At 39.9% G+C, this 21,945-nt stretch carries 18 protein-coding genes; 8 read left to right on the top strand and 10 right to left on the bottom strand.

Features of this window, described 5'->3' with window-relative positions; translation table 11 throughout:
- Positions 1–47 precede the first annotated feature (47 nt).
- Positions 48–491 (top strand): VOC family protein, encoded by a 444-nt coding sequence (locus KTI79_RS14190; protein WP_086265201.1) that lies wholly within the window; start codon positions 48–50, stop codon positions 489–491.
- Positions 492–542: 51 nt separating this feature from the next.
- Here the strand turns inward: KTI79_RS14190 and KTI79_RS14185 are convergent, their stop codons facing one another.
- From KTI79_RS14185 to KTI79_RS14160, 6 genes are all read right to left on the bottom strand, one after another.
- Positions 543–896, bottom strand: coding sequence for a DMT family transporter (locus tag KTI79_RS14185; protein WP_086265202.1), 354 nt, complete (start codon positions 894–896; stop codon positions 543–545).
- 81 nt (positions 897–977) lie between these two features.
- Complete coding sequence (locus KTI79_RS14180) at positions 978–1,463, bottom strand: DUF934 domain-containing protein (RefSeq protein WP_002116122.1); 486 nt, start codon at positions 1,461–1,463, stop codon at positions 978–980.
- On the bottom strand, positions 1,456–3,099 hold the full coding sequence (locus KTI79_RS14175; RefSeq protein ID WP_086265203.1) for a nitrite/sulfite reductase: 1,644 nt from the start codon (positions 3,097–3,099) through the stop codon (positions 1,456–1,458). The genes KTI79_RS14180 and KTI79_RS14175 overlap by 8 nt, the downstream gene beginning before the upstream one ends.
- A gap of 165 nt (positions 3,100–3,264) precedes the next feature.
- Complete coding sequence (locus KTI79_RS14170) at positions 3,265–5,670, bottom strand: glucose/quinate/shikimate family membrane-bound PQQ-dependent dehydrogenase (RefSeq protein ID WP_017400275.1); 2,406 nt, start codon at positions 5,668–5,670, stop codon at positions 3,265–3,267.
- Positions 5,671–5,844: 174 nt separating this feature from the next.
- Positions 5,845–7,077, bottom strand: a complete 1,233-nt coding sequence (locus KTI79_RS14165) for a carbohydrate porin (protein ID WP_086265246.1) — start codon at positions 7,075–7,077, stop codon at positions 5,845–5,847.
- 155 nt (positions 7,078–7,232) lie between these two features.
- Complete coding sequence (locus KTI79_RS14160; RefSeq protein ID WP_086265204.1) at positions 7,233–8,351, bottom strand: CaiB/BaiF CoA transferase family protein; 1,119 nt, start codon at positions 8,349–8,351, stop codon at positions 7,233–7,235.
- 210 nt (positions 8,352–8,561) lie between these two features.
- Here KTI79_RS14160 and KTI79_RS14155 point away from each other — a divergent pair, with 210 nt between their 5' ends.
- The 5 genes from KTI79_RS14155 (at position 8,562) to KTI79_RS14135 (ending at position 14,401) form a co-directional block, all read left to right on the top strand.
- The gene (locus KTI79_RS14155) at positions 8,562–9,572 is read left to right on the top strand and encodes an AraC family transcriptional regulator (protein ID WP_002116561.1); all 1,011 of its coding nucleotides are present in this window, start codon (positions 8,562–8,564) and stop codon (positions 9,570–9,572) included.
- 170 nt (positions 9,573–9,742) lie between these two features.
- Entirely contained in the window at positions 9,743–10,948 is a 1,206-nt protein-coding gene (locus KTI79_RS14150) for an acetyl-CoA C-acetyltransferase (protein WP_086265205.1), read from the top strand.
- An 18-nt stretch (positions 10,949–10,966) separates the two neighbouring features.
- Positions 10,967–13,102: a 3-hydroxyacyl-CoA dehydrogenase NAD-binding domain-containing protein gene (locus KTI79_RS14145; protein ID WP_086265206.1), complete on the top strand. Its 2,136-nt coding sequence runs from the start codon at positions 10,967–10,969 to the stop codon at positions 13,100–13,102.
- A 165-nt stretch (positions 13,103–13,267) separates the two neighbouring features.
- Positions 13,268–13,525, top strand: a complete 258-nt coding sequence (locus tag KTI79_RS14140; RefSeq protein WP_086265207.1) for a hypothetical protein — start codon at positions 13,268–13,270, stop codon at positions 13,523–13,525.
- A gap of 15 nt (positions 13,526–13,540) precedes the next feature.
- Entirely contained in the window at positions 13,541–14,401 is an 861-nt protein-coding gene (locus KTI79_RS14135) for a patatin family protein (protein ID WP_086265208.1), read from the top strand.
- Positions 14,402–14,430: 29 nt separating this feature from the next.
- On the opposite strand, the gene KTI79_RS14130 is transcribed toward KTI79_RS14135, so the two are convergent.
- Together KTI79_RS14130 and KTI79_RS14125 are read right to left on the bottom strand one after the other, a co-directional pair.
- On the bottom strand, positions 14,431–14,850 hold the full coding sequence (locus KTI79_RS14130) for a GNAT family N-acetyltransferase (protein WP_086265209.1): 420 nt from the start codon (positions 14,848–14,850) through the stop codon (positions 14,431–14,433).
- A gap of 12 nt (positions 14,851–14,862) precedes the next feature.
- Complete coding sequence (locus KTI79_RS14125; protein ID WP_086265210.1) at positions 14,863–16,074, bottom strand: class I SAM-dependent methyltransferase; 1,212 nt, start codon at positions 16,072–16,074, stop codon at positions 14,863–14,865.
- Between the two features lie 128 nt (positions 16,075–16,202).
- Here KTI79_RS14125 and trhA point away from each other — a divergent pair, with 128 nt between their 5' ends.
- Together trhA and KTI79_RS14115 are read left to right on the top strand one after the other, a co-directional pair.
- Positions 16,203–16,844, top strand: a complete 642-nt coding sequence (trhA, locus tag KTI79_RS14120) for a PAQR family membrane homeostasis protein TrhA (RefSeq protein WP_016802594.1) — start codon at positions 16,203–16,205, stop codon at positions 16,842–16,844.
- A 132-nt stretch (positions 16,845–16,976) separates the two neighbouring features.
- Positions 16,977–18,287: an MFS transporter gene (locus KTI79_RS14115; RefSeq protein WP_086265211.1), complete on the top strand. Its 1,311-nt coding sequence runs from the start codon at positions 16,977–16,979 to the stop codon at positions 18,285–18,287.
- 68 nt (positions 18,288–18,355) lie between these two features.
- Here the strand turns inward: KTI79_RS14115 and KTI79_RS14110 are convergent, their stop codons facing one another.
- The gene (locus KTI79_RS14110) at positions 18,356–18,799 is read right to left on the bottom strand and encodes a hypothetical protein (RefSeq protein ID WP_033850706.1); all 444 of its coding nucleotides are present in this window, start codon (positions 18,797–18,799) and stop codon (positions 18,356–18,358) included.
- Positions 18,800–18,930: 131 nt separating this feature from the next.
- Positions 18,931–21,651 (bottom strand): preprotein translocase subunit SecA, encoded by a 2,721-nt coding sequence (gene secA / locus KTI79_RS14105; protein WP_068564965.1) that lies wholly within the window; start codon positions 21,649–21,651, stop codon positions 18,931–18,933.
- Positions 21,652–21,945: the final 294 nt, after the last annotated feature.

Raw genomic sequence — 21,945 nt, 5'->3', positions numbered from 1 at the left:
AAGTTTTAACTTATTCCTTTAAACGAAAACAATAATGGACAATAACAATGCAACTCAATCACTATCTCAATTTCCAAGGTCAGGCAGAGCAAGCTTTTAATTTTTATAAGTCAGTATTTGGCGGTGAATTCGGTATGTTAAGCCGATATGGTGATATGCCACCTACCGAGGGCGTGACTCTATCTGAAGCTGACAAAAATCTAGTTCTGCATGTGTCTCTACCAATTAATGAATACACTGTGCTTATGGCCTCAGATACAAATGATCAGTTCTGTGCCCCTAACAGCGTTTTTACCCAAGGAAATAATCACTACATTTCGATCAATCTCGAAAAAGATGAGCAAGAAAAAGCAAAACAACTTTTTGATGCTTTATCTATTAATGGTCAAATTGAAATGCCTTTAGAAAAAACGTTCTGGGGTGCATTGTACGGTGCTTTTACCGATCAGTTCGGTATAAAGTGGATGATTAACTGTCAGCTTGACACCTAATATTTTCAATATTTAGCCCTTATAGAGATACTTACTATTTCTATAAGGGCTTTAAACATCGATATTGGAATATTGCGCAATAATCATTAGACCTACAGTAATAAAACCAATTCCCACCCATCCTGCCATATCAATATTCTGACCAAGAAAAATCTTTGCCAAAAAAGCTGTTGCTAATACACCTATCCCAGACCAAAGCACATATAAGATTCCAGCTTGCATATATTTCAAAGCAATAGCAGCGCATGCAAAAGAAATAATATACAAAACCAGAGCAATGCCCTGCGCTGTTTTATTGACTAAGCCATTCCCCTTAGCAGAATAAAATGTTGAGAGTACATCTGTCGCAATAGCAAAAAGTAGCCACCAAGCACCAGGATTTATTTTTGAAATTAAACCAAACATTTTTGTTCTTCAGTTGAGTCATTTAAAAATTATTCATAAAAAAAGCTGAACCTGAGTTCAGCCTTTATATTTAAAAACTATTTAAGCACCAGTTTGATAACTTGCTTGCGGTACGGCTGTTGAAGCTTGATATGGGTTGGTAAAGTCTTGCAAACCAGCTGCCGCTTCTTGCACATCTTTACCTTCTTTAATCACAAAACTATCAAAACCTGAACGTTTTAAGTAGTTTAAGACATCCTTAAACACATCACCAGTTGCACGCAATTCACCTTGGAAACCTTGGCGACGCAATAGTGCAGCGAATGAATAACCACGACCATCACCAAAGCCTGCAAACTCAATGAAGATTGCATCAAGTTCACTTAATGGAAATGTGTGCTCTTCAGGTGAATCATTTACAGTTACATACAAAGCTTTTTTGCCTTGAACGTTAGCTAATTGATCCAATTGAGCTGTTGTGACCACAACATCACCTTGGGGAATAACACCATCTTCAGCAATGATTTGATAAGTATTATCTGCAATCGTGCCATCTTTATAAAGCACTGGTAGAGCTGTATTAAGCATATGCACGCTCCTTAAATGGTTGAATTCCTACACGGCGATATGTATCAACAAAACGCTCACCTTCAGTACGCAAATCAAGATAAGTATTTAATACTTCTTCAATGACATCAGGCACAGCATCTGCTGCAAATGATGGCCCTAAGATGTCACCGATTGATGCATCATGATCAGAATTACCACCTAATGTAATTTGGTAGAATTCAGCGCCTTTCTTATCTACACCTAAAATACCGATGTTACCTACGTGGTGATGACCACAAGCATTCATACAACCAGAAATATTTAGATCTAAATGACCAAGATCATAAACTTTGTCTAAGTCATCAAAACGACGTGTAATCGCTTCAGCAATTGGAATTGATTTTGCATTTGCAAGCGAACAGAAATCACCGCCCGGGCAACTAATGATATCGGTAATAAAACCAATATGTGCACGCGCCATATTTTGTTGTTCAAGCGCTTGCCATACATCAAACAAATCCTTTTGGGGTACATCTGCCAAAGCAATGTTTTGTTCATGAGTCGTGCGAAGTTCACCGAATGTATATTTATCAGCAAGGTCTGCAATAAAATTCATTTCTTCGGTGGTCATATCACCTGGTGCAATACCTGCACGTTTTAAAGAAATCGTAACAATACGATAGCCCTTCACTTTATGCGCATGTGTGTTGATATTAAACCACTGTTTGAATTTTGGATGCTCAGCAAATAAACCTGTGAAGTCTTCATCTGCTAAATCTTGATAGTCAAATGGTGTGAATTCTTCATCCAGTTTTTTCAAGATTTCTGGCTGAATCTTCAATGCTTCACGTATATGTTCGAATTCAGCTTCAACTTTTTGTGCAAACACTTCAGGAGTTAATGCCTTAACTAGAATTTTGATACGCGCTTTATATTTGTTATCACGACGACCATGCAAGTTATAAACACGTAAAACCGCTTCTAAGTAAGCAATTAAATCTTCACGTGGTAAAAACTCGCGGATAACGCTACCAATGATTGGGGTACGGCCTAAACCACCACCAGCCATAATTTTGTAGCCAATTTCACCCGCTTCATTACGCACGATATAAACACCAATATCGTGGAATGCAGTTGCCGCACGATCTTTTTCTTCAAGTGCAGAAACAGCAATTTTGAACTTACGTGGCAAGAATGCAAATTCTGGGTGGAATGTACTCCACTGACGAATCAACTCACATGTTGGACGTGGGTCTGCAATTTCACCAGCAACCACACCTGCATATTGGTCAGTTGTCGTGTTACGAATACAGTTACCACTGGTTTGAATGGCATGCATTTGTACAGTTGCAAGTTCAGCCAAAATGTCTGGCACATCTTCAAGTGCAGGCCAGTTTAATTGAATGTTTTGACGCGTAGATACATGTGCATAACCACGGTCATAAGCAGTTGAAACTTCGGCAACTTTACGTAATTGTTTAGAATTCATTAAGCCATACGGCACAGCTATACGCAGCATAGGCGCATAACGTTGCACATATAAACCATTTTGCAAACGTAATGGACGATATTCATCTTCAGAAAGTTTGCCAGCTAAATAGCGTTCTGTTTGATCACGGAACTGAGCAACTCGTTCATTAACCAGCTGCTGGTCGAAATCGGTATATAAATACATGGCGTATGGCTAGTAGATTCATTATTAAGGCGGATAGCATAGCGAGCTTTTATTCATCAATAAAATGCTTTTTTTGCATATTTAATAGCGGTTTTATTGATAAGCTTTAATATAAATCGACATAAAAAAGCCCGGATAAATCCAGGCCCTTTCTATAAAAGCTTTTTATTTGTTATCTGGTAAAGCATAAGCCACTAAATAGTCGCCCATTTTCGTACCAAATGAACCATGACCACCAGCCATGATTACAACATATTGCTTACCATTGATTTCATAAGTCATTGGTGTTGCTTGTCCACCTGCTGGTAAACGCGCTTCCCAAAGTTTCTTACCATTCGTGACGTTAAACGCACGTAAGTAGTTATCTTGAGTTGCACCAACAAACATAACATTACCGGCAGTAGAAATTGAACCACCTAAACCAGGCACACCAATTTTCACAGCTGGTAACTGGAACAAGTTCGGCAAGCTGTCACGAATTGTACCAATACGTTTTTTCCATACCACTTCATGAGTTTTCAAATCAACGCCAGCTACATAGCCCCAAGCCGGTTGTTTACAAGGTAAACCAAGCGGAGATAAGAATGCGCTAATTTCAACACCATACGGTACGCCGTACATCGGTTGTACGCCCTGCTCAGTTCCTGCACCTTTTGCAGTTTGTGCACGGTTTGGATCAGCAGGAATTAAACGACTTACGAATGGCAGACCAATCGGGTTCATTACAGCAACCTGACGATCAGGATTAACTGACATACCGCCCCATTCAAACACACCCAAGTTACCAGGGAAAACTAAAGTACCGTTTTCAGATGGTGGCGTATAAATACCATCGTAATTTAGACGTTTGAAAGATACACGACACATGAGCTGATCAAGCATAGTGGCACCCCACATGTCTTTATCAGTCAATTTATCTTGTGGTGCCAAGTTCAAGTCAGAGAATGGCTGAGTTTTTGAATAGAACTCACCTTTAGTTTGTGGTCCACGTTTAACTGTTTGTGGAACTGGTTTCTCAGTTACAGGAACAATCGGTTGACCATTACGGCGATCAAGCACAAAGGCATTACCTGTTTTCGTCAATACATAGATTGCAGGAACAGTTTGGCCAGCTTTGTTTTTGATATCGGCTAAAGATGGTTGTGATGGTACGTCCATATCCCATAAATCATGATGGGTTGTCTGGAAGTTCCACACTAATTTACCAGTAGAAGCATTAATCGCTAACATTGAGTTTGCATAACGCTCTTTCAGCTCGGTACGGTCACCACCCCAGATGTCTGGTGTACCTACACCTGTTGGTACATAAACGATATCAAGTTTTGCATCGTATGCTAAAGGTGCCCACGCGTTTGGTGAGTTATGAACAAAAGTAGTACCTTCGCCCGGCATCGCATTTGGATCTGCTGCGCCAGTATCAAATACCCAAAGAAGTTTACCAGTGTTAACGTCATATCCACGAATCACACCAGATGGCTCTTTATTTGAGTAGTTATCTGTTACAGAACCTGCAATCACGACAGTTGAACCAGTCACGATACCAGGAGATGTCGGGTTGTAACCGCCTGGATACGCATATGGCATGAACTCTTGCAAGTTCACTTCACCATTTTGACCAAAGTCAGTACATGCTTTACCAGTGTCAGCATTTACAGCCACTAAACGACCATCGTTGACTGGTACAAATACCTTACGTGGACATTGTGTAGAGCTAGATTTCTTGCTTTGAAGACTCGTTGCAAATTCAGTTGTATTGTTTGCATCGTAGTACATCACACCACGACAAGTTAAATGCTGGAACGATTTATCCGTTTTAAGTTTCGGATCAAAACGCCATTTTTCTTTACCTGTAGCAGGATCAATCGCAATTAACTGCTGGTGAGCTGTACAGATAAACATGTTATTACCGATTTTAATCGGTGTAACCTGATTAGTCGTTTCGCCAGAGTCGTTATCTGTCTTAAGATCGCCAGTACGTAAAGTCCAAGCAACTTTCAAGTCTTTTACGTTTTGATCATTGATCTGTTTCAATGGAGAATAACGCACACCTGCTTGAGTACGACCATAAGCTGGCCAATCACTTTCAGCAACACCAGGCACGGCTTGAGCTGTTTCTGGTTGAGGTGTTTTGATTTCACCATTAATTTCTTGCGGATCATTGAAGATAGAATAAACCATCAACACGATTGCAATTGCTAAAGTTGAAGATAAGGCAACCTTACTTGATCCAAGGTTGTTGATTCCACGAGTTACAGCCGGAACCAATAACCATAAACCAAGAATACCTAAAATATCTAAACGTGGTGCAAGCGCCCAAAAGTCTGTTCCAACTTCCCAGACACTCCAGATAATAGTTCCTAGCATTAATGCAGCATAAACCCACAAAGCAGTAGAAGCACGCTTGTAAAGTTGCCATGCAACAATGAGGAGTAATACTCCAGCTATAATGTAGTAAATTGAACCGCCTAGTGTAGCGAGCCAAATACCTCCAATTAACAGGAATAACGCCAGTAACCCAATAATAATTACGGTAAAAGTCGTTAAACCTGATCTTGAAGTAGGTTGATTCATAAACCACCTCTTATCAATCATCATTTTTATAGGAAAGATGTGCCAAGAATCTTATAGAAAAATGGCATCACCAATACATCTAAAACAAATTCAGGCATCAAGAAAAAACGGAAGGTCAGGATAATTCAATTAATGAGTTAGCCCTCGACAATCCGTTTTTCGGAGTAATTACGCTTAGAATGCAGTTGAGAATTTAATACCGCCAACCCAAGTGTTATCACCATTTTTTAATGCGCCAACATGACGAACATATTGCACATTTGGACGAATAGTTAACCAGTTAGTGGCATGAATACCGTAGTAAAGCTCGGTATTGTATTCGGTGTCATATTCTTTAGTTTGAACATCGTTCCAATCATCATTGATATGGATACGAGCAACACCGAGTGCCAATTCATCTTGAGGACGTTGATTGAGCAAACCTTTATAGACCAAGCCTACATTTTGCATGTTATCAATTTTGTTGGTATCAGAGTCGTGGAAAGTCAGGTTCACAAAACCTGTTAAACCGCGATCTGTTTGATCAGCAGGCTGGAATAATTTTTGTTTTGCAGTTATCCAAACACCTTGTTTATGAGAGTTTTTGGTTTCATCTGCAATTTCTTTGGCATCAGCGGTGCTGTAGTAATAACCTAAACGGTATTCACCCGCCATACTTTGAGCACCTAATTTAGGTGACCAAACCACTTCGGCAGGAATAATTGCACCGTGAGAACCATCAGTACTTAAGTTAAAACCTTTGCCTCGCTCCAGATTTTCTGGATTATATTCATATACACCAACTTGAGTATATAAGTCAGGTTGCAAGTTATATTTAACACGCATTGCCCATTGGCTAACCGGCCAGTTATACCACTGATCACCCACCCAGTTACCGACTTGCGAACCACAAAGCGCTAAATTCTGGAAATCACAGTCAAAACTGTTAAAGTCTTCACCTTCACCAAAACGACCGACTTTAACGTCTAATTTTTGATCCATGAATTTTTTCTTAATCCATAAATCGGTTAAACGCCAAGTTTGCTCACGCCCCCACACTTCTTGTACCGAGCTTAAGTGCCCTGCTAAAGCTGGTGAATGTTCAGAAAGGGACTGTCCATCACGATATGTTAATGTGATTTGAGCTTCAGTATCTTGCCAACCTAAAATTTTATTTAGGTCAAAATGAGTTCCTAATGCCAGTTGCCCCGTATAAGCACTACCATGCGTAGATGTATTTTTTGAATCTAAAATACCGGCATATTCGCCGGTATATCCAAAAGAAAAATCATAACCTTGTGCTTGTAACGCGGTGCGTTGACCGTTCCAATCACCCAACATCCAAGGACTATTTGGGTCGAATGCAGCAGCAGCTTGTGCATGCTGTATAAAAAGAGTAATTGATAAAACGGATAAACAGGAAGCCATCAAGGATTTATGTGTTTTCATGTTTACATACCTTTTATGTCTTTGTTTATTAAGGGTACGCTAATTTTATGTAAAGAAATTATTCAAAATGTTAATCAATTGATTAATCTAATAATAATCTTAATACACATTGTATGAAAAATGGCCTCAGCTGTTTACCACTGCCCTTCACCAAGTTTTTGACCAATAAAGGAATATCTCATTTCCGATCTTGAAAACTTAATTGGACAAGCCAATTGTGGTTCTGTAACCGTCGCATTATTTTGCAAAGGTACATCCACAATCCATCCACGTTCTTGTGCTAAAGGCGAGTTTAAGGACTCTGTTAAGCTTAAAACAGGTTCTACACACACATCAAGATTTGCAAAAATTTCATGCCATTCTTTAAATGATTTCGTTTTGATTTTCTCTTGAATGGCTTGTTTAACTTCCTGTCTGTCTTCTACATCTAAGGAAGCACCTTTTTGTAATAATAAAGGCAAATCAAGCGCCACTGATAAACCAGACATAAATTGTGGCTCAAGACTACCTATTGAAAAATAACGGCCATCTTGAGTCATATAATAGTCATAGAAAATGCCACCATTGAGCATGCCATGCTCAGGTGCCTGTTCAACCTGTGCAGCAAGTGTGGCGGATGCCGCCATACTATTTAGGCTAGCAACACAATCGGTCATAGAAATATCAATATATTGTCCCATTCCACTACGTCCGCGTTCGACGACCGCAGCTAAAATCGCAATGACAGCATGAAGTGAACCACCTGCAATGTCTGCAACCTGAATACCGAGCGGTGGCGGACCACTGTCTTGTCGGCCGCTATATCCAGCAATACCAGCTAAAGCTAAATAGTTAATGTCATGCCCAGCCCTGTCTTTATAGCTTCCTGTTTGTCCATATCCTGTAATTGAACAATAAATGAGACGCGGGTTAATTTCGGCAAGTGTCGCGTAGTCTAGTCCGAGACGGCGCATGACATCAGGTCGGAACTGCTCTATGACAATATCAAACTCAGAAATTTTGGCTTTAATTAGATCAATACTCGCCTTATCCTTTAAATCCAGAACAATCGACTGTTTATTTCGGTTTAGATAACTATGTGCTGTTGCTTGACCATTTGCGTATGGCGGCATGATTCGGATTAAATCAGGACGTGATGGAGATTCGATATGGATGACTTCTGCCCCCATATCGGCTAAATACATTGTGGCAAAAGGTCCTGGTAAGAGCGTCGAGAAATCGAGAACTTTAAGTCCATTTAATGCTGTCGTCATCGTATTTTTAACCACTATTATTCGAATTTTCTTTTATATTAGTTAAGCAAATATTCTAAAACAATGTCATGTTCAGCCATTTACCTTGATCATTTCGGCAATTTAACATGTAAAAAGTGCTTTTACTCTGTTGTAAATCGCCAATTTATTTTTTTAGACGGTCATTTAGGTCAATTTAAAGTGAACATCAAAGAGACTGAAGGATTCAATATGAGTCGCGATACGATTAGCATCCACTTCGTGAATGCGGCTTTGACAGGCGTAAAACGCCTTGGCATGGATGTTGAAATGCTCCTTTCACATGTGGGTATTGAAGCGGAATTATTACGTCAACCTAAAGCTCGAATCTCACCAGAACAATACACTCGATTTATAAAAATGTTGTGGATGGTCACACAGGATGAACACGTTGGATTTGACGTACAACCGCGTCGTCTGGGCACTTTTGCCATTATGTGTCAGTTGATTATTCACGCAAAAACATTGGGCCAAGCCCTTGAACTGTCATCTCAATTCTACAAACTATTTGGCGATGAATGGTCTGTAACTCTAGAGCGTGACAAACATGAAGCACGTCTAGTTCCTCTCATTCCGAAAACTTTAGATCCAGACCATTTCATTACTGAAAGTATGCTCATGATTTGGCACGGTCTAGCATCATGGTTGATTGAACGTCGTTTGCCATTAGAGCGCGTTCATTTTAGCTATCCACGTCCTGCACATGCAGATGAATATGATGCATTATTTTTTGCACCAGTCATGCAGTTTGATGCACCACGTACTGAAATTACCTTTGCAGCTGATTATCTTGATTTACCAATCCGCCAAGATGAAAAAACGCTAGAAGAATTCTTAAAAGCAGCTCCTGCTCAGCTTTTAGTGAAATTCAAAAACACCAACTCGCTAACTTCTCGTATTCGTGAAGTACTCAAAAGCCAAATTGGTGAAGAAATGCCAACGCTTAATGACGTTGCATCAATGTTATATTTATCTCCTCAAACCTTACGCCGCCGCTTGGCTGCCGAAGGTAAAAGCTATCAAGGCGTAAAAGATGCTTTACGCCGAGATGCTGCAATTCACTTGTTACTCAACCCTGAGTTAACGCTTGAAGATGTTGCTCAACAAGTTGGGTTTAGTGAAACCAGTACATTCCACCGTGCATTTAAAAAGTGGACGGGTGTAACCCCTGGCTTATATCGCCAGCTACATGGTTATCACTAATTCTCAAATCTATTTAAGTTTCACATTTAGCCCAAGTTCAACTTGGGCTTTTTTGTATTTCTATTGGCAAAAATCATCACCTGACTGGTGCGCTTATCGTCATTGCGTTGCCTTTTAAAACCAGTACACTCAAAACACAACAAAGTTTAAGTAATAAAAAAGGAACTGTTATGAGCGAGGCTTATATTATTGATGCCATTCGCACCCCACGCGGAAAAGGAAAAAAAGATGGCTCTCTTTACGAAGTAAAACCAATTACATTACTGACCACCTTATTAAATGAATTACAACATCGCCATCAACTCGATACCTCTAAAGTCGATGACATTGTTTTGGGGTGTGTAACACCAATTGGCGATCAAGGTGGTGATATTGCCAAAACTGCAGCGATTGCAGCAGGTTGGAATGATGATGTTGCTGGGGTGCAAATCAATCGCTTTTGTGCATCAGGTTTAGAAGCAGTCAACATGGCAGCCATGAAAGTCCGCTCTGGTTGGGAAGATTTAGTAGTTGCTGGTGGCGTTGAATCAATGTCACGCATTCCAATGGGTTCCGATGGCGGACCATGGGCTCTAGATCCAGAAACAAATCTTAAGTCATCATTTGTTCCACAAGGTATCGGCGCTGACCTCATTGCAACCCTAGATGGCTATAGCCGTGAAGATGTTGATAATTTTGCTGTAAAGTCACAACAAAAAGCGGCAGCAGCTCAATCAAATGGTTATTTCAATCACTCAGTCGTACCAGTAAAAGATCACTCAGGTGTGGTGATTTTAGAGAAAGATGAATTTATTAAAGGCAATACCACACTCGAAGGCCTAGCAAAGCTCAACCCAAGTTTTGAAATGATGGGCCAAATGGGCTTTGATGCAGTCGCTTTACAAAAATATCCAGAAGCACAAAAAATCAATCATGTTCACCATGCAGGTAACTCATCAGGCATTGTCGATGGAGCAGCTGTAGTTTTATTAGCTTCTGAAAAAGCGGTAAAAGAACAAAACTTAAAACCACGCGCTAAAGTTTTGGCGACTGCATTAGTTGGTACCGACCCAACCATTATGCTGACTGGCCCTGCGCCTGCTGCACGTAAAGCTTTAGAAAAAGCTGGCCTCACGATTGATGATATTGACCTATTTGAAGTCAACGAGGCATTTGCAGCAGTTGTTATGCGTTTTATTAATGAGCTCAATGTCCCTACTGAAAAAGTCAACGTAAATGGTGGTGCGATTGCTTTAGGTCATCCATTAGGTGCAACAGGTGCCATGATTTTAGGTACTTTACTTGATGAGCTTGAACGACAAGATAAAAAGCGCGGTTTAGCGACCCTCTGTGTTGGCGGTGGGATGGGTATCGCCACCATTATTGAACGCGTATAAAAATTAGGGATATAGAAGATGAGTGCAATTCAATACGAAAAAAATGCCGACAATATTGTCATTTTAACGCTTGATTCAACTGGTCAATCTGCGAACACCATGAATGCTGAGTTTCGTGACTCGCTTGATGAAGCGACTCAGAAACTTAAAGCAGAAACAGAACTTTCAGGGGTTATTTTCCGCTCGGCTAAAAAAACTTTCTTTGCAGGCGGTGATTTAGATGAGCTGATTCAAGTTCAGCCTGAACACGCAACTGACTTTTTCAATATGGTTGAAAAGCTAAAAGGTCATTTACGTACAATTGAAACACTAGGGATTCCAGTGGTTGCAGCATTAAATGGCACGGCACTTGGCGGTGGTTGGGAAATCGCATTAAGTTGCCATCACCGTATTGCAATTATTGACCCGAAAAGCAAATTTGGTCTACCAGAAGTTACTTTAGGTTTACTACCAGGTGGCGGCGGTATTGTACATATGGTACGTCTGCTTGGACTTCAAAATGCGTTCCCATTTTTAATGGAAGGCAAACAGTTCGGTGTCGATAAAGCAAAATCTTTAGGCTTAATTCATGACACTGCCGAAAATGAACAAGAACTTTTAGATAAAGCAATTGCTTGGATCAAGGCCAATCCAAAATCTCAGCAGCCCTTTGATGTGAAGGGTTATAAAATTCCGGGTGGCGATCCAAAAACTCCAGCAGTTGCACAAGTTCTTGCAATTGCACCAGCCATGTTAAAAGACAAAACCAAAGGTTGTTACCCTGCCCCTGAAGCAATTATGGCTGCCGCAGTTGAAGGTGCTCAAGTTGATGTCGATACTGCACTGCGTATTGAGTCTCGCTACTTTACTCAGCTTACAACAGGTCAAATTTCTAAAAATATGATCGGCACTTTCTGGCATGGTCTAAATGCAATTAAGTCTGGTGCTAGTCGTCCTGCCGACGTTCCAAAATGGCAAGCGACTAAAGTTGGTGTGTTGGGTGCAGGCATGATGGGTGCAGGCATTGCTTATTCAACAGCCATTAAAGGCATTCCAGTTGTACTTAAAGATGTATCTGTTGAAAATGCTGAGAAAGGTAAAGCTTACGCACAAAAGCTCTTAGATAAACGTGTTTCACAAGGCCGCATGACCGCAGAAAAACGTGATCAGATTTTATCTCTCATCACGGCGACAGCTTCCGCTCAAGATCTTCAAGGTTGTGATTTAATTATTGAAGCGGTATTTGAAAATCAAGAACTCAAAGCTAAAGTCACTCAAGAAGCCGAGCAATATCTAGCGCCTAACGGTGTGATGGCATCAAACACCTCAACCCTGCCAATTACAGGTTTAGCTCAGGCAAGTAAGGATGATAAAGCTTTTATCGGTCTGCATTTCTTTAGCCCTGTCGACAAAATGCAGTTGGTTGAGATTATTAAAGGTAAAAACACCTCCGCAGAGACACTTGCCAAAGCTTACGACTTTGTACAACAAATTGGAAAAACACCGATTGTTGTCAATGATAGCCGTGGTTTCTTTACCAGTCGTGTGTTTGGTACTTTCATTCAAGAAGGTATGCGCTTGCTTGCCGAAGGTGTTCACCCAGCGCGTATTGAAATGGCAGCACTGAAAGCTGGTATGCCAGTTGGCCCCCTCGCTATTCAAGATGAAGTATCTTTAACATTAACTGAACATGTTGCTAGTGAAGCACGCAAAGCTCTACAAGCCGAAGGAAAAGATTTATCTAAAACTTCTGTAGATGAAGTGGTTCACACCATGATTCATGAGTTAAACCGTAAAGGTAAAGCTGCTGGAGCTGGTTTTTATGAATATCCTGAAAATGGTAAAAAGCATCTATGGGAAGGCTTAAACCGCTGGAAAAAAGATCATGATATTTCTGAACAAGATATGATTGATCGCATTCTGTTTGTACAGGCCTTAGATACTTTACGTTGTTATGAAGAAGGCGTACTGGAATCTGTAATTGATGCCAATGTCGGTTCTATTTTTGGAATTGGTTATGCGCCTTGGACTGGAGGAGCAATTCAATTCCTAAATCAATACGGCACTGATAAAGCACAAAAACGAGCTGAAGAATTAGCTGCAAAATATGGTGAACGTTTTACACCGCCAGCTTTACTAAGAACCAAAGCTGAGCAGAAACAAAATATTCAGTAATTTAGTCCTATTGGATATTTAAAAAACTGCATAAACCTTACCCATATAAATATATTTTATTTATATGGGTTTTTCTTTATGACCTTTAAGATTTCAGCCCCCTGCCTAAATATGCTATAAATAGACTTCATTTTTGTGCTTCTATAGCACATTCGAGAAATTCTTATGTCCGATAAAAATTCTTCCGAGTCAGCAATTTTAGGCTGGAAATTTGTTCTGATCGTTGGTGTTTTAAGTGCGATTTTCCTTGGCTTTTTCTATTTAGCAATGAGTAATGAACCTGACTATATGCCAGGTGCACAGCGCAAAGCTCAACAAGAGCAAATGCAGCAAAAGGCTGAACACTCTACAGAGCAACATGCTCAACATAGGGACAACATGCCTGAAATGGATATGCAAGAACATAAGCAATCAACTCAGTAATCAGATATTTTTCAAATGACAGATTTTTCCCGCAACGCACTGGTTGTAGAAGGTGGAGGCATGCGTGGTGCCTTTACCAGTGGTGTACTTGACTCATTTTTACAACAGCAGTTTAATCCTTTTGACTTATACGTTGGTGTATCGTCTGGTTCAACCAATGTCGCCAACTACTTAGCAGGCCAGCAAGGCCGCACTCTAACGTTTTATATTGATCACTCACTTCGTCCTGAATTCATCGATTACAAACGCTTTTTTAAAGGCGGTGATTTACTTGATTTAAAATGGATGTGGGAAATTGGTGAAAAAGAACATCCACTTGATCAACAGAGTCTTTTTGCCAAAAATCCTGATTTTTATATGGTGTTGACGCATGCTAAAACTGGCCATGCAGAATATCTTCGTGCGGGTAAAGATAATTTGCTAAATGCGCTTCGTGCTTCTAGCTCAATTCCAGTTTTAACGCGTCATCCCGTCGATATTATGGGTGAACCTTATTTTGATGGTGGCGTTGCAGATGCCCTACCTGTTCGCTGGACGGCTCAGCAAAGTGGCGTAAAAAAACTGTTAGTTTTACGTACTCGTCCGAAAAACTATTTCAAAGCAAGTAGTCGAGGTGATCAATTCCTCGCGAAATATGCTTTTAAACATCATTATGGTTTCGCTAGTAGCTTGCGTAGCCGCTGTGCTCGTTATAACGCTTCAGTCGATTTCGTTCGTGGAGAAAATCCAGATCGGCAAATTCTAGAAGTGTGTCCACCGCCTCTTAAAAATATGGCTGGCCGTTTAACTACCAATCCGAAAAAGCTTCGCTACAGTTATGAAGTTGGTTTAGAGACTGGCTTACAAGCCATCGAAAACTGGAATGCAATGAAATAAATCTAAATTGAGATTTCTAAAAAGAAGTCTCAATTTAACTCTAAAACCATATCAATATGTGGAATGCCACAGTCTTCGTAAACCTCCCCCTGCACTTTAAAACCTAAAGCTTCGTAAAAAGCTGTCACATAGGTTTGTGCTGAAAGCTTTAAGTAAGGCAGTTTATGACGACGTGCATAGTCAATAATATGCTGCATTAAAATTTTACCTATACCTTGCTTTCGATAAGAAATTAAAACAGCAACACGCCCTACGCTATGCTGTGGCAACAAACGTGCTGTAGCGATAGGTTGCTCTTTATCATAGACAATAAAATGTAGAACTGTGGCATCCAAGTCGTCCCATTCATCTTCAGGTGCAATTCCCTGTTCTTGGATAAAGACTTGTTCACGGATGTATTTGGCATCTTGCTCAAGCTGTTCCCAACCACCCTCTACAATTTTATACATCCATTCACCTTCCTAGCACTTACAGCCGATATTTTCGATCGGCAACTGATCTTGCAATAACAATTCCAACGTTTGTTTTTTAATTCCGTACATTTCTTTCAATGCTTGGATTTGAGCCATAATCTTGGCGTCAGGTTGTGAAACATTTTTGCGTTTTGTCGCCAAAATCATTTTATTTTTGCTGGTATGTTCAAGCGATACAAACTCAAAAACTTTGGTTTCATAACCATAAGCTTTTAAAAGTAACGCACGTAAAGTATCAGTCAGCATCTCGGCTTGTTGTCCAGCATGAATACCAAACTGTAGCATTGGTTGTAAAACTTCCGGACTATGTAATTGTGGACGTAACTCTTTGTGGCAACATGGTGCGCACATAATCATCGAAGCGTTTAAACGAATTCCAGTATGAATAGCAAAGTCAGTCGCAATATCACATGCGTGTAAGGCAATCATAACATCCAGCTTTTCCGGTTGATAACTACGAACATCACCTTCAAAAAAGTCTAAATGATTGAAATGAACTTTGTCTGCAACGTTCTGGCAAAACTCCACCAAATTACGGCGTAGCTCTACACCTGTAATTAATGGTGTTTTCTGTTGTTGTTGCAGATAATCATACAATGCAAAAGTTAAATAACCTTTACCTGATCCAAAATCGACAATGCGTAACTCTTGTTGAGACACATCAATCTGTTCATAGGCACTCGCAAAAATTTCGATAAATTTATTAATCTGTTTCCATTTACGAGCCATGCTTGGAATGACCTGAGCTTTTTCATCAGTAATACCCAGCTCTTTTAAAAATGCATTCCCCTGCTGTACATAGCGCTGCTTTTCACGGTCATGCGCCTGAACCGTTTGTGTCGCATTTACTGCCTGCTTTTTACCCATATTTAGTATGGCTTTTTTCTTATTTTTTTTAAGTTGAATTTCTTGAGTAGTTGAAAATAAGTTTGCTTGCTTACACTGTGTGATTAATTGCTCAATCTGTTGCAAACCTTCTTGAAATGAATAGTTTTTAGTCACATCTTGGGTAGTGTGATGGTAGAGAGCTGAAAGCTGTTTTTGGCCATGTAGCTCTACAACGCGGAAAGTGATTTTTTCCAGTTGCGCCAACTCTCCCTTATATTGGCTCAAGATCAAACGCTCAAAAGCTTGTTGGTCAAGCATTTGCTTGATTTCATGAAAGAATTGCTGTTCTTGCTCAAAGGAGAAAACCGACACGGATATACCTGAAAAATGAAGACTCATATAAAATAGAAGTTTAAAGGGTCTAGGATTAAAAATAAAATAACTTTACGACTGTTTTGTATTTCTATACATTTGTATTTTTAATCAAAAAAATTAAAGTTATGAGTAAATCTGTGTTGGAAACTTACGATCCAAAAGAAGAACTATTTAATGCCTATAGTCATGGTGCTGGCGTTGTTATGGCTGTTGTAGCTTCTATCTTTTTAATTATAAAGGGATCTTATCTTTCAACCGCTCAGTGGATAGGTTTATGGGTATACTCATTTAGTCTAATTTTAGTTTTTACCAGTTCTACGCTCTATCATTTTGCTCAAACACAAAACCTACGCTACTGGTATAAAAAACTCGATCACACTGCCATTTATTATTTAATTGCGGGAACATATACCCCATTCTTAAGCATTGCTATACCTACACAAAAAGCTCATATTTTACTTATTGCTCTCTGGAGCATTGCTGCAATTGGTACACTTTTCAAGTTAGTTTTTATTCATCGTTTTCAGAAAATTTCGCTACTTGCTTATGTTCTTATGGGTTGGCTTGCTGTTTTTGTTATGGATGATATGCGCACCTATCTGAGTAAAGACGCGTTGATTTTGTTAATTATTGGCGGATTAGCTTATACGGTTGGAGCATTGTTTTACGCGTTAAAAAAGGTAAGATATACCCATGCGATCTGGCATATTTTTGTGCTTTTAGGTGCAGGGGCACATTTTCTTGCAATCTATTGGTACGTAGTTTAGTCCATTTTTCACTCATATTCAGTGATCCTGAAAGAGTCATGGATGATGTTCTTTCACGCTATTCTTTGAGAAAAATACGTCTTTAAAGAGAGTAGCTATTAAAAATAAATTTTAACGGATATAAGGACTTATATGGAGTCAACTTCTGCGACTGCTGCTCCTGTAGTAGCCACTAATTCAAAAACACGAGTTTTGTTTGCAAGCTTAGTCGGTACAACTATTGAGTTCTTCGACTTTTATATCTATGCAACAGCCGCCGTGATTATCTTTCCTCATCTATTTTTCCCTGCTAGTAGTGGCAGTGCCGCAGTCTTACAATCTCTGGCAACCTTTGCAATTGCCTTTATTGCTCGTCCTATCGGTGCCGCATTATTTGGCCATCTAGGAGATCGTATCGGCCGTAAAGCAACTTTAGTTGCGGCTTTACTGACCATGGGTATTTCAACCGTATGTATTGGTTTACTTCCAACCTATGCCCAAATCGGGATTGTCGCACCATTACTATTAGCTGTTTGTCGTTTAGGACAAGGCTTAGGCCTAGGCGGTGAATGGAGCGGTGCAGTATTATTAGCGACTGAAAATGCCCCTGAAGGAAAAAGAGCATGGTACGGCATGTTTCCGCAGCTAGGTGCCCCAATTGGCTTTATTTTGGCAACAGGTTCATTCTTACTATTAAGCGCAGTTATTCCTGAGCAAGCATTCATGCAATGGGGTTGGCGTATTCCATTCATTGCCAGTGCTGTATTGGTTATTGTTGGTTTATATATCCGTTTAAAACTTCATGAAACTCCAGCTTTCCAGAAAGTCTTAGATAAGCAAAAAGAAGTTAATATTCCATTTAAAGAAGTTTTAACCAAACATACCGGTAAGCTTATTCTTGGTACAGTTGCAGCAATCTGTACCTTTGTTGTGTTCTATCTTACTACCGTATTTGCCTTAAACTGGGGAACCACTAAACTGGGTTATGCGCGTGGTGAATTCTTAGAACTTCAACTCTTTGCGACACTTTGCTTCGCCGCATTCATTCCTTTATCGGCTATTTTTGCAGAAAAATTTGGTCGTAAAACAACTTCTATTGGCGTTTGTATTGCTGCTGCGATTTTCGGCTTGTTTTTCTCTAGTATGTTAGAGTCTGGAAATATCTTAATCGTATTCCTTTTCTTATGTACTGGCTTGGCAATTATGGGCTTAACCTATGGTCCGATTGGTACAGTTCTTTCTGAACTTTTCCCAACCTCGGTTCGTTATACAGGTTCAGCATTAACTTTTAACTTGGCTGGTATTTTTGGTGCATCTTTTGCCCCATTGATTGCGACTAAACTTGCTGAAACATATGGTTTATATGCAGTTGGTTATTATCTTACTGCTGCATCACTTTTATCATTAGTTGCGTTCTTACTTATTCGTGAAACAAAAAATGATGATGTAAATAATCAGATTTAAAGTTTTAAAGACACCCCTATAAAAAAAGCCAGTTCAATTTGAACTGGCTTTTTTTATACGTAAATGAATTAATTCATTGATGCAGGATTTGCTGGAGCAACACTATTTGTTGCAGCTGACGTTGTCACATTGCTTGCTGCAACTGCCGCTGGTCCTGCTACAGCTGCTTCACCGATTAAAGCAACTTTTGCTTTTTCTTGACTTTTTGCAGAGAGAGCTGGGTTACTTGCCACAATACGATTAATATTTGCTGAGTTTGCGGGAGCAATCGCAGTAGTTTGTAAAATAATTGGGCGATTACCTGTGTTACCCAACGTATAGCGAATACCTGTACGTGGACTAATCACTGTAGTATTTTCTTGCTTCACTACAGCTTGAGCCGAAGTTGGGCCTTTTGCTGCAAGTACTTTGTCAACCGTTGTCGTTTGAGGGGCTGAAGCTGCTTCTGCTGCAAAAACAAAACTTGGTACAGCAAGAACAGTTAAAAATAAAGGTTGTAATACTTTTTTCATTGTCTTTCCAACATACACTCTGGATGAGAAGTAAATAGCATTTAATGCTTAAAACTGCAAACATTATTCACAGGCTTACTACAAACATAAAAAAAGCAGAACAATTGTTCTGCTTTTTTTGTGAAGGCAGATTAGATCTTACCGTGACATTGCTTATATTTTAGTCCTGAACCACATGGGCATGGTGCATTACGGCTTTCTGGAACAGGGAAAGCTTGCTGTTCAGCAGACTCGTTCATGGTTTCTTGAGAAAGTGTAACTTCACCAGTTAAACCATCTACATCATCATGTTCAAAAGAAAGCTTCATTGATTCAGCTTGCTGCTGCTGTTGAGCTTCCATTTCTGCAAGTTCTTCTGGTGTTGGGATATGTACACGAGACAAATCAGTCACAACATCAGTTTTAATAATACCCAACATGTTTACGAACAGGTTGAAAGCTTCTTTCTTATATTCCTGTTCAGGGTTCTTTTGCGCATAGCCACGTAAGTGAATACCTTGGCGCAAATAATCCATTGCAGCCAAGTGATCTTTCCAATGGCGATCAAGAGAGTTTAAAACGAAATGGCGCTCAAGCATTGCTGCTGATTCATCACCCATTTGAGCGCGGCGCTGACGATAACGTTCAATTACTTCATCACTAATACGCTCAACCAAACCTTCTTCATCTAAACGACGATCTTGGTCTAACCATTCTTGAATTGGCAGCTCAATACCTAAATCAATACGTAAAGCATTTTCTAAACCTTCCACATCCCACTGATCATGAATTGACTCTGGTGGAATAAAGTTAGCAATCATGCCTTGCATCACTTCACGATGCATTTCTTCAACGTAGTCTTTTAAGGTGTTTTCAGCTAATACTTCATCACGTTGAGAATAAATGATCTTACGCTGTTCATTATTCACGTCATCGTATTTCAATAAGTTCTTACGAATATCGAAGTTACGCGCTTCAACTTTACGTTGAGCATTCTCAATCGAACGGCTCACCATTTTATGTTCAATCGCTTCGTCTTCTTTTAAACCCATCGCGCGCATCATACCAACGACACGGTCGCCTGCGAAAATACGCATCAGATCATCTTCAAGAGATAAATAGAAACGAGAAACACCAGGGTCACCCTGACGACCGGCACGACCACGTAACTGGTTGTCAATACGACGTGATTCATGGCGTTCAGAACCAATGATATGCAAACCACCTGCTTGCAATACATCTTCGTGGTCTTGTTCCCATTGTGCTTTTAGACGTGCTTCATCTTCTGCAGTTGGGTTTTCAAGTTTGGCAAGCTTAGCTTTCCAGTTACCACCCAAGATAATATCCGTACCACGACCAGCCATGTTAGTTGCAATCGTTACTGCATTCGGGCTACCCGCTTGAGCAATAATGTCAGCTTCACGCTCATGTTGTTTTGCGTTCAAAACTTCATGATGAATACCAGCTTGCATTAACTTAGAAGATAAAATTTCGCTGGCTTCAATGGTTGCTGTACCAATCAGAATAGGAGCAACACCCTGCTGACGAATATTCATAATTTCTTGAATAATCGCGTTATATTTGCCGTTACGGTTTAAATAAATTAAATCGTTTTGGTCGTTACGAATCATTGGACGGTGAGTTGGAATAATCACAACATCAAGACCGTAAATTTCTTTCATTTCCGCAGCTTCGGTATCAGCAGTACCTGTCATACCTGAAAGCTTTTTATAGAGACGGAAATAGTTCTGGAATGTTGTTGTCGCTAAAGTTTGGTTTTCAGGCTGAATTTCTAAGCCTTCTTTTGCTTCAACAGCTTGATGCAAACCTTCTGACCAACGACGACCCGGCATCGTACGACCCGTATGTTCATCGACAATAACCACTTCACCATCATGAATAATATAGTGAACATCACGTTGGAATAGGAAATGCGCACGAATAGCAGCAGATACATGGTGAACAAGGTTTAGGTTTGTTGCTGAATATAAGCTTTCGCCTTCGGCCAACAAGCCCATTTGAATAAGTTCTTGTTCAACAGTTTCATAACCAACTTCGGTCATTTCAACTGAACGCTGCTTTTCATCAATCCAGAAGTGACCGCCATCTGATACTTTTTCTTCTTTTTGCGGATGCAATTTAGGTGGAATCGTATTGATTGCACTGTAGAGGTGTGAAGAGTCTTCACTTTGACCAGAAATAATTAATGGTGTACGTGCCTCATCAATTAAGATGGAGTCAACTTCATCAATAATGGCATAGTGCAAACCACGTTGTTTCTTTTCTGCTAAAGAAAACACCATGTTGTCACGTAAGTAGTCAAAACCGAATTCGTTATTGGTACCGTAAGTAATATCTGCAAGATAAGCTTCCGCTTTTTCTGATGGACCTTGCATTGAATAAATCGTACCAATTGATAGGCCCAAAAATTCAAATAATGGGCGATTCAACTCGGCATCACGCTGTGCCAAATAATCGTTCACAGTAATGACATGTACACCCTGACCACTCAAAGCGTTTAAATAACACGCCAGAGTACCCATAAGGGTTTTACCTTCACCAGTACGCATCTCGGCGATCTTACCTTCATGTAAGGTAATACCGCCAATTAACTGAACGTCATAATGACGCATACCCATTACACGTTTAGCAGCTTCACGACAAACTGCAAACGCTTCTGGAAGTAATTTATCTAAACTTTCGCCATTATTATAACGTTGTTTGAATTCTGGAGTTTTTGCAGATAAGTCTGCATCGCTTAAAGCTGATATCGTCGGCTCGAGCGCATTGATTTGCTCAACAATTTTGCGCATGCGTTTGAGTTCACGCTCATTTTTTGTACCGAAGATACCTCCGATCAGACTTGCCAACATGGATAAACTCTCTAAATCTTGCTTGGTCAAATGAATAAACTTTTTCTCAGTCGTTTATTATGGTGCCAGAAATTTGAAGTACAAGGGGTTTGCACAAAACCCCTAAAAAAAATCTGATAGTTAGACGAATGGTTTTTCATTCATCTAATCTCCCCTTAATGTGCCGAGCACCACAAACACACCATTAACGCTCATCGATTAAGCATAACTTCCGAGAAATCTAATTTAGCAAATTTACCTTAAAGTTACATTGATTAAGCACTTAAAATAATGAGTTTTAGTCATATATATTTA

It is taken from the genome of Acinetobacter sp. WU_MDCI_Abxd143 (assembly GCF_025514195.1).
GTDB lineage: Bacteria > Pseudomonadota > Gammaproteobacteria > Pseudomonadales > Moraxellaceae > Acinetobacter > Acinetobacter pittii_H.
This window is presented reverse-complemented; position numbering and strand designations above follow the sequence as displayed.

What these genes read in the sequence shown, in the direction of transcription:
- KTI79_RS14150 (WP_086265205.1), top strand. Translation starts at nt 9,743, where the DNA reads ATGAGCGAGGCTTATATTATTGATGCCATTCGCACCCCACGCGGAAAA.
- KTI79_RS14140 (WP_086265207.1), top strand. Translation starts at nt 13,268, where the DNA reads ATGTCCGATAAAAATTCTTCCGAGTCAGCAATTTTAGGCTGGAAATTT.
- KTI79_RS14155 (WP_002116561.1), top strand. Translation starts at nt 8,562, where the DNA reads ATGAGTCGCGATACGATTAGCATCCACTTCGTGAATGCGGCTTTGACA.
- KTI79_RS14110 (WP_033850706.1), bottom strand. Translation starts at nt 18,799, where the DNA reads ATGAAAAAAGTATTACAACCTTTATTTTTAACTGTTCTTGCTGTACCA.
- KTI79_RS14170 (WP_017400275.1), bottom strand. Translation starts at nt 5,670, where the DNA reads ATGAATCAACCTACTTCAAGATCAGGTTTAACGACTTTTACCGTAATT.
- KTI79_RS14115 (WP_086265211.1), top strand. Translation starts at nt 16,977, where the DNA reads ATGGAGTCAACTTCTGCGACTGCTGCTCCTGTAGTAGCCACTAATTCA.
- KTI79_RS14180 (WP_002116122.1), bottom strand. Translation starts at nt 1,463, where the DNA reads ATGCTTAATACAGCTCTACCAGTGCTTTATAAAGATGGCACGATTGCA.
- secA (WP_068564965.1), bottom strand. Translation starts at nt 21,651, where the DNA reads ATGTTGGCAAGTCTGATCGGAGGTATCTTCGGTACAAAAAATGAGCGT.
- KTI79_RS14185 (WP_086265202.1), bottom strand. Translation starts at nt 896, where the DNA reads ATGTTTGGTTTAATTTCAAAAATAAATCCTGGTGCTTGGTGGCTACTT.
- KTI79_RS14135 (WP_086265208.1), top strand. Translation starts at nt 13,541, where the DNA reads ATGACAGATTTTTCCCGCAACGCACTGGTTGTAGAAGGTGGAGGCATG.
- KTI79_RS14175 (WP_086265203.1), bottom strand. Translation starts at nt 3,099, where the DNA reads ATGTATTTATATACCGATTTCGACCAGCAGCTGGTTAATGAACGAGTT.
- KTI79_RS14145 (WP_086265206.1), top strand. Translation starts at nt 10,967, where the DNA reads ATGAGTGCAATTCAATACGAAAAAAATGCCGACAATATTGTCATTTTA.
- trhA (WP_016802594.1), top strand. Translation starts at nt 16,203, where the DNA reads ATGAGTAAATCTGTGTTGGAAACTTACGATCCAAAAGAAGAACTATTT.
- KTI79_RS14160 (WP_086265204.1), bottom strand. Translation starts at nt 8,351, where the DNA reads ATGACGACAGCATTAAATGGACTTAAAGTTCTCGATTTCTCGACGCTC.
- KTI79_RS14130 (WP_086265209.1), bottom strand. Translation starts at nt 14,850, where the DNA reads ATGTATAAAATTGTAGAGGGTGGTTGGGAACAGCTTGAGCAAGATGCC.
- KTI79_RS14165 (WP_086265246.1), bottom strand. Translation starts at nt 7,077, where the DNA reads ATGGCTTCCTGTTTATCCGTTTTATCAATTACTCTTTTTATACAGCAT.
- KTI79_RS14190 (WP_086265201.1), top strand. Translation starts at nt 48, where the DNA reads ATGCAACTCAATCACTATCTCAATTTCCAAGGTCAGGCAGAGCAAGCT.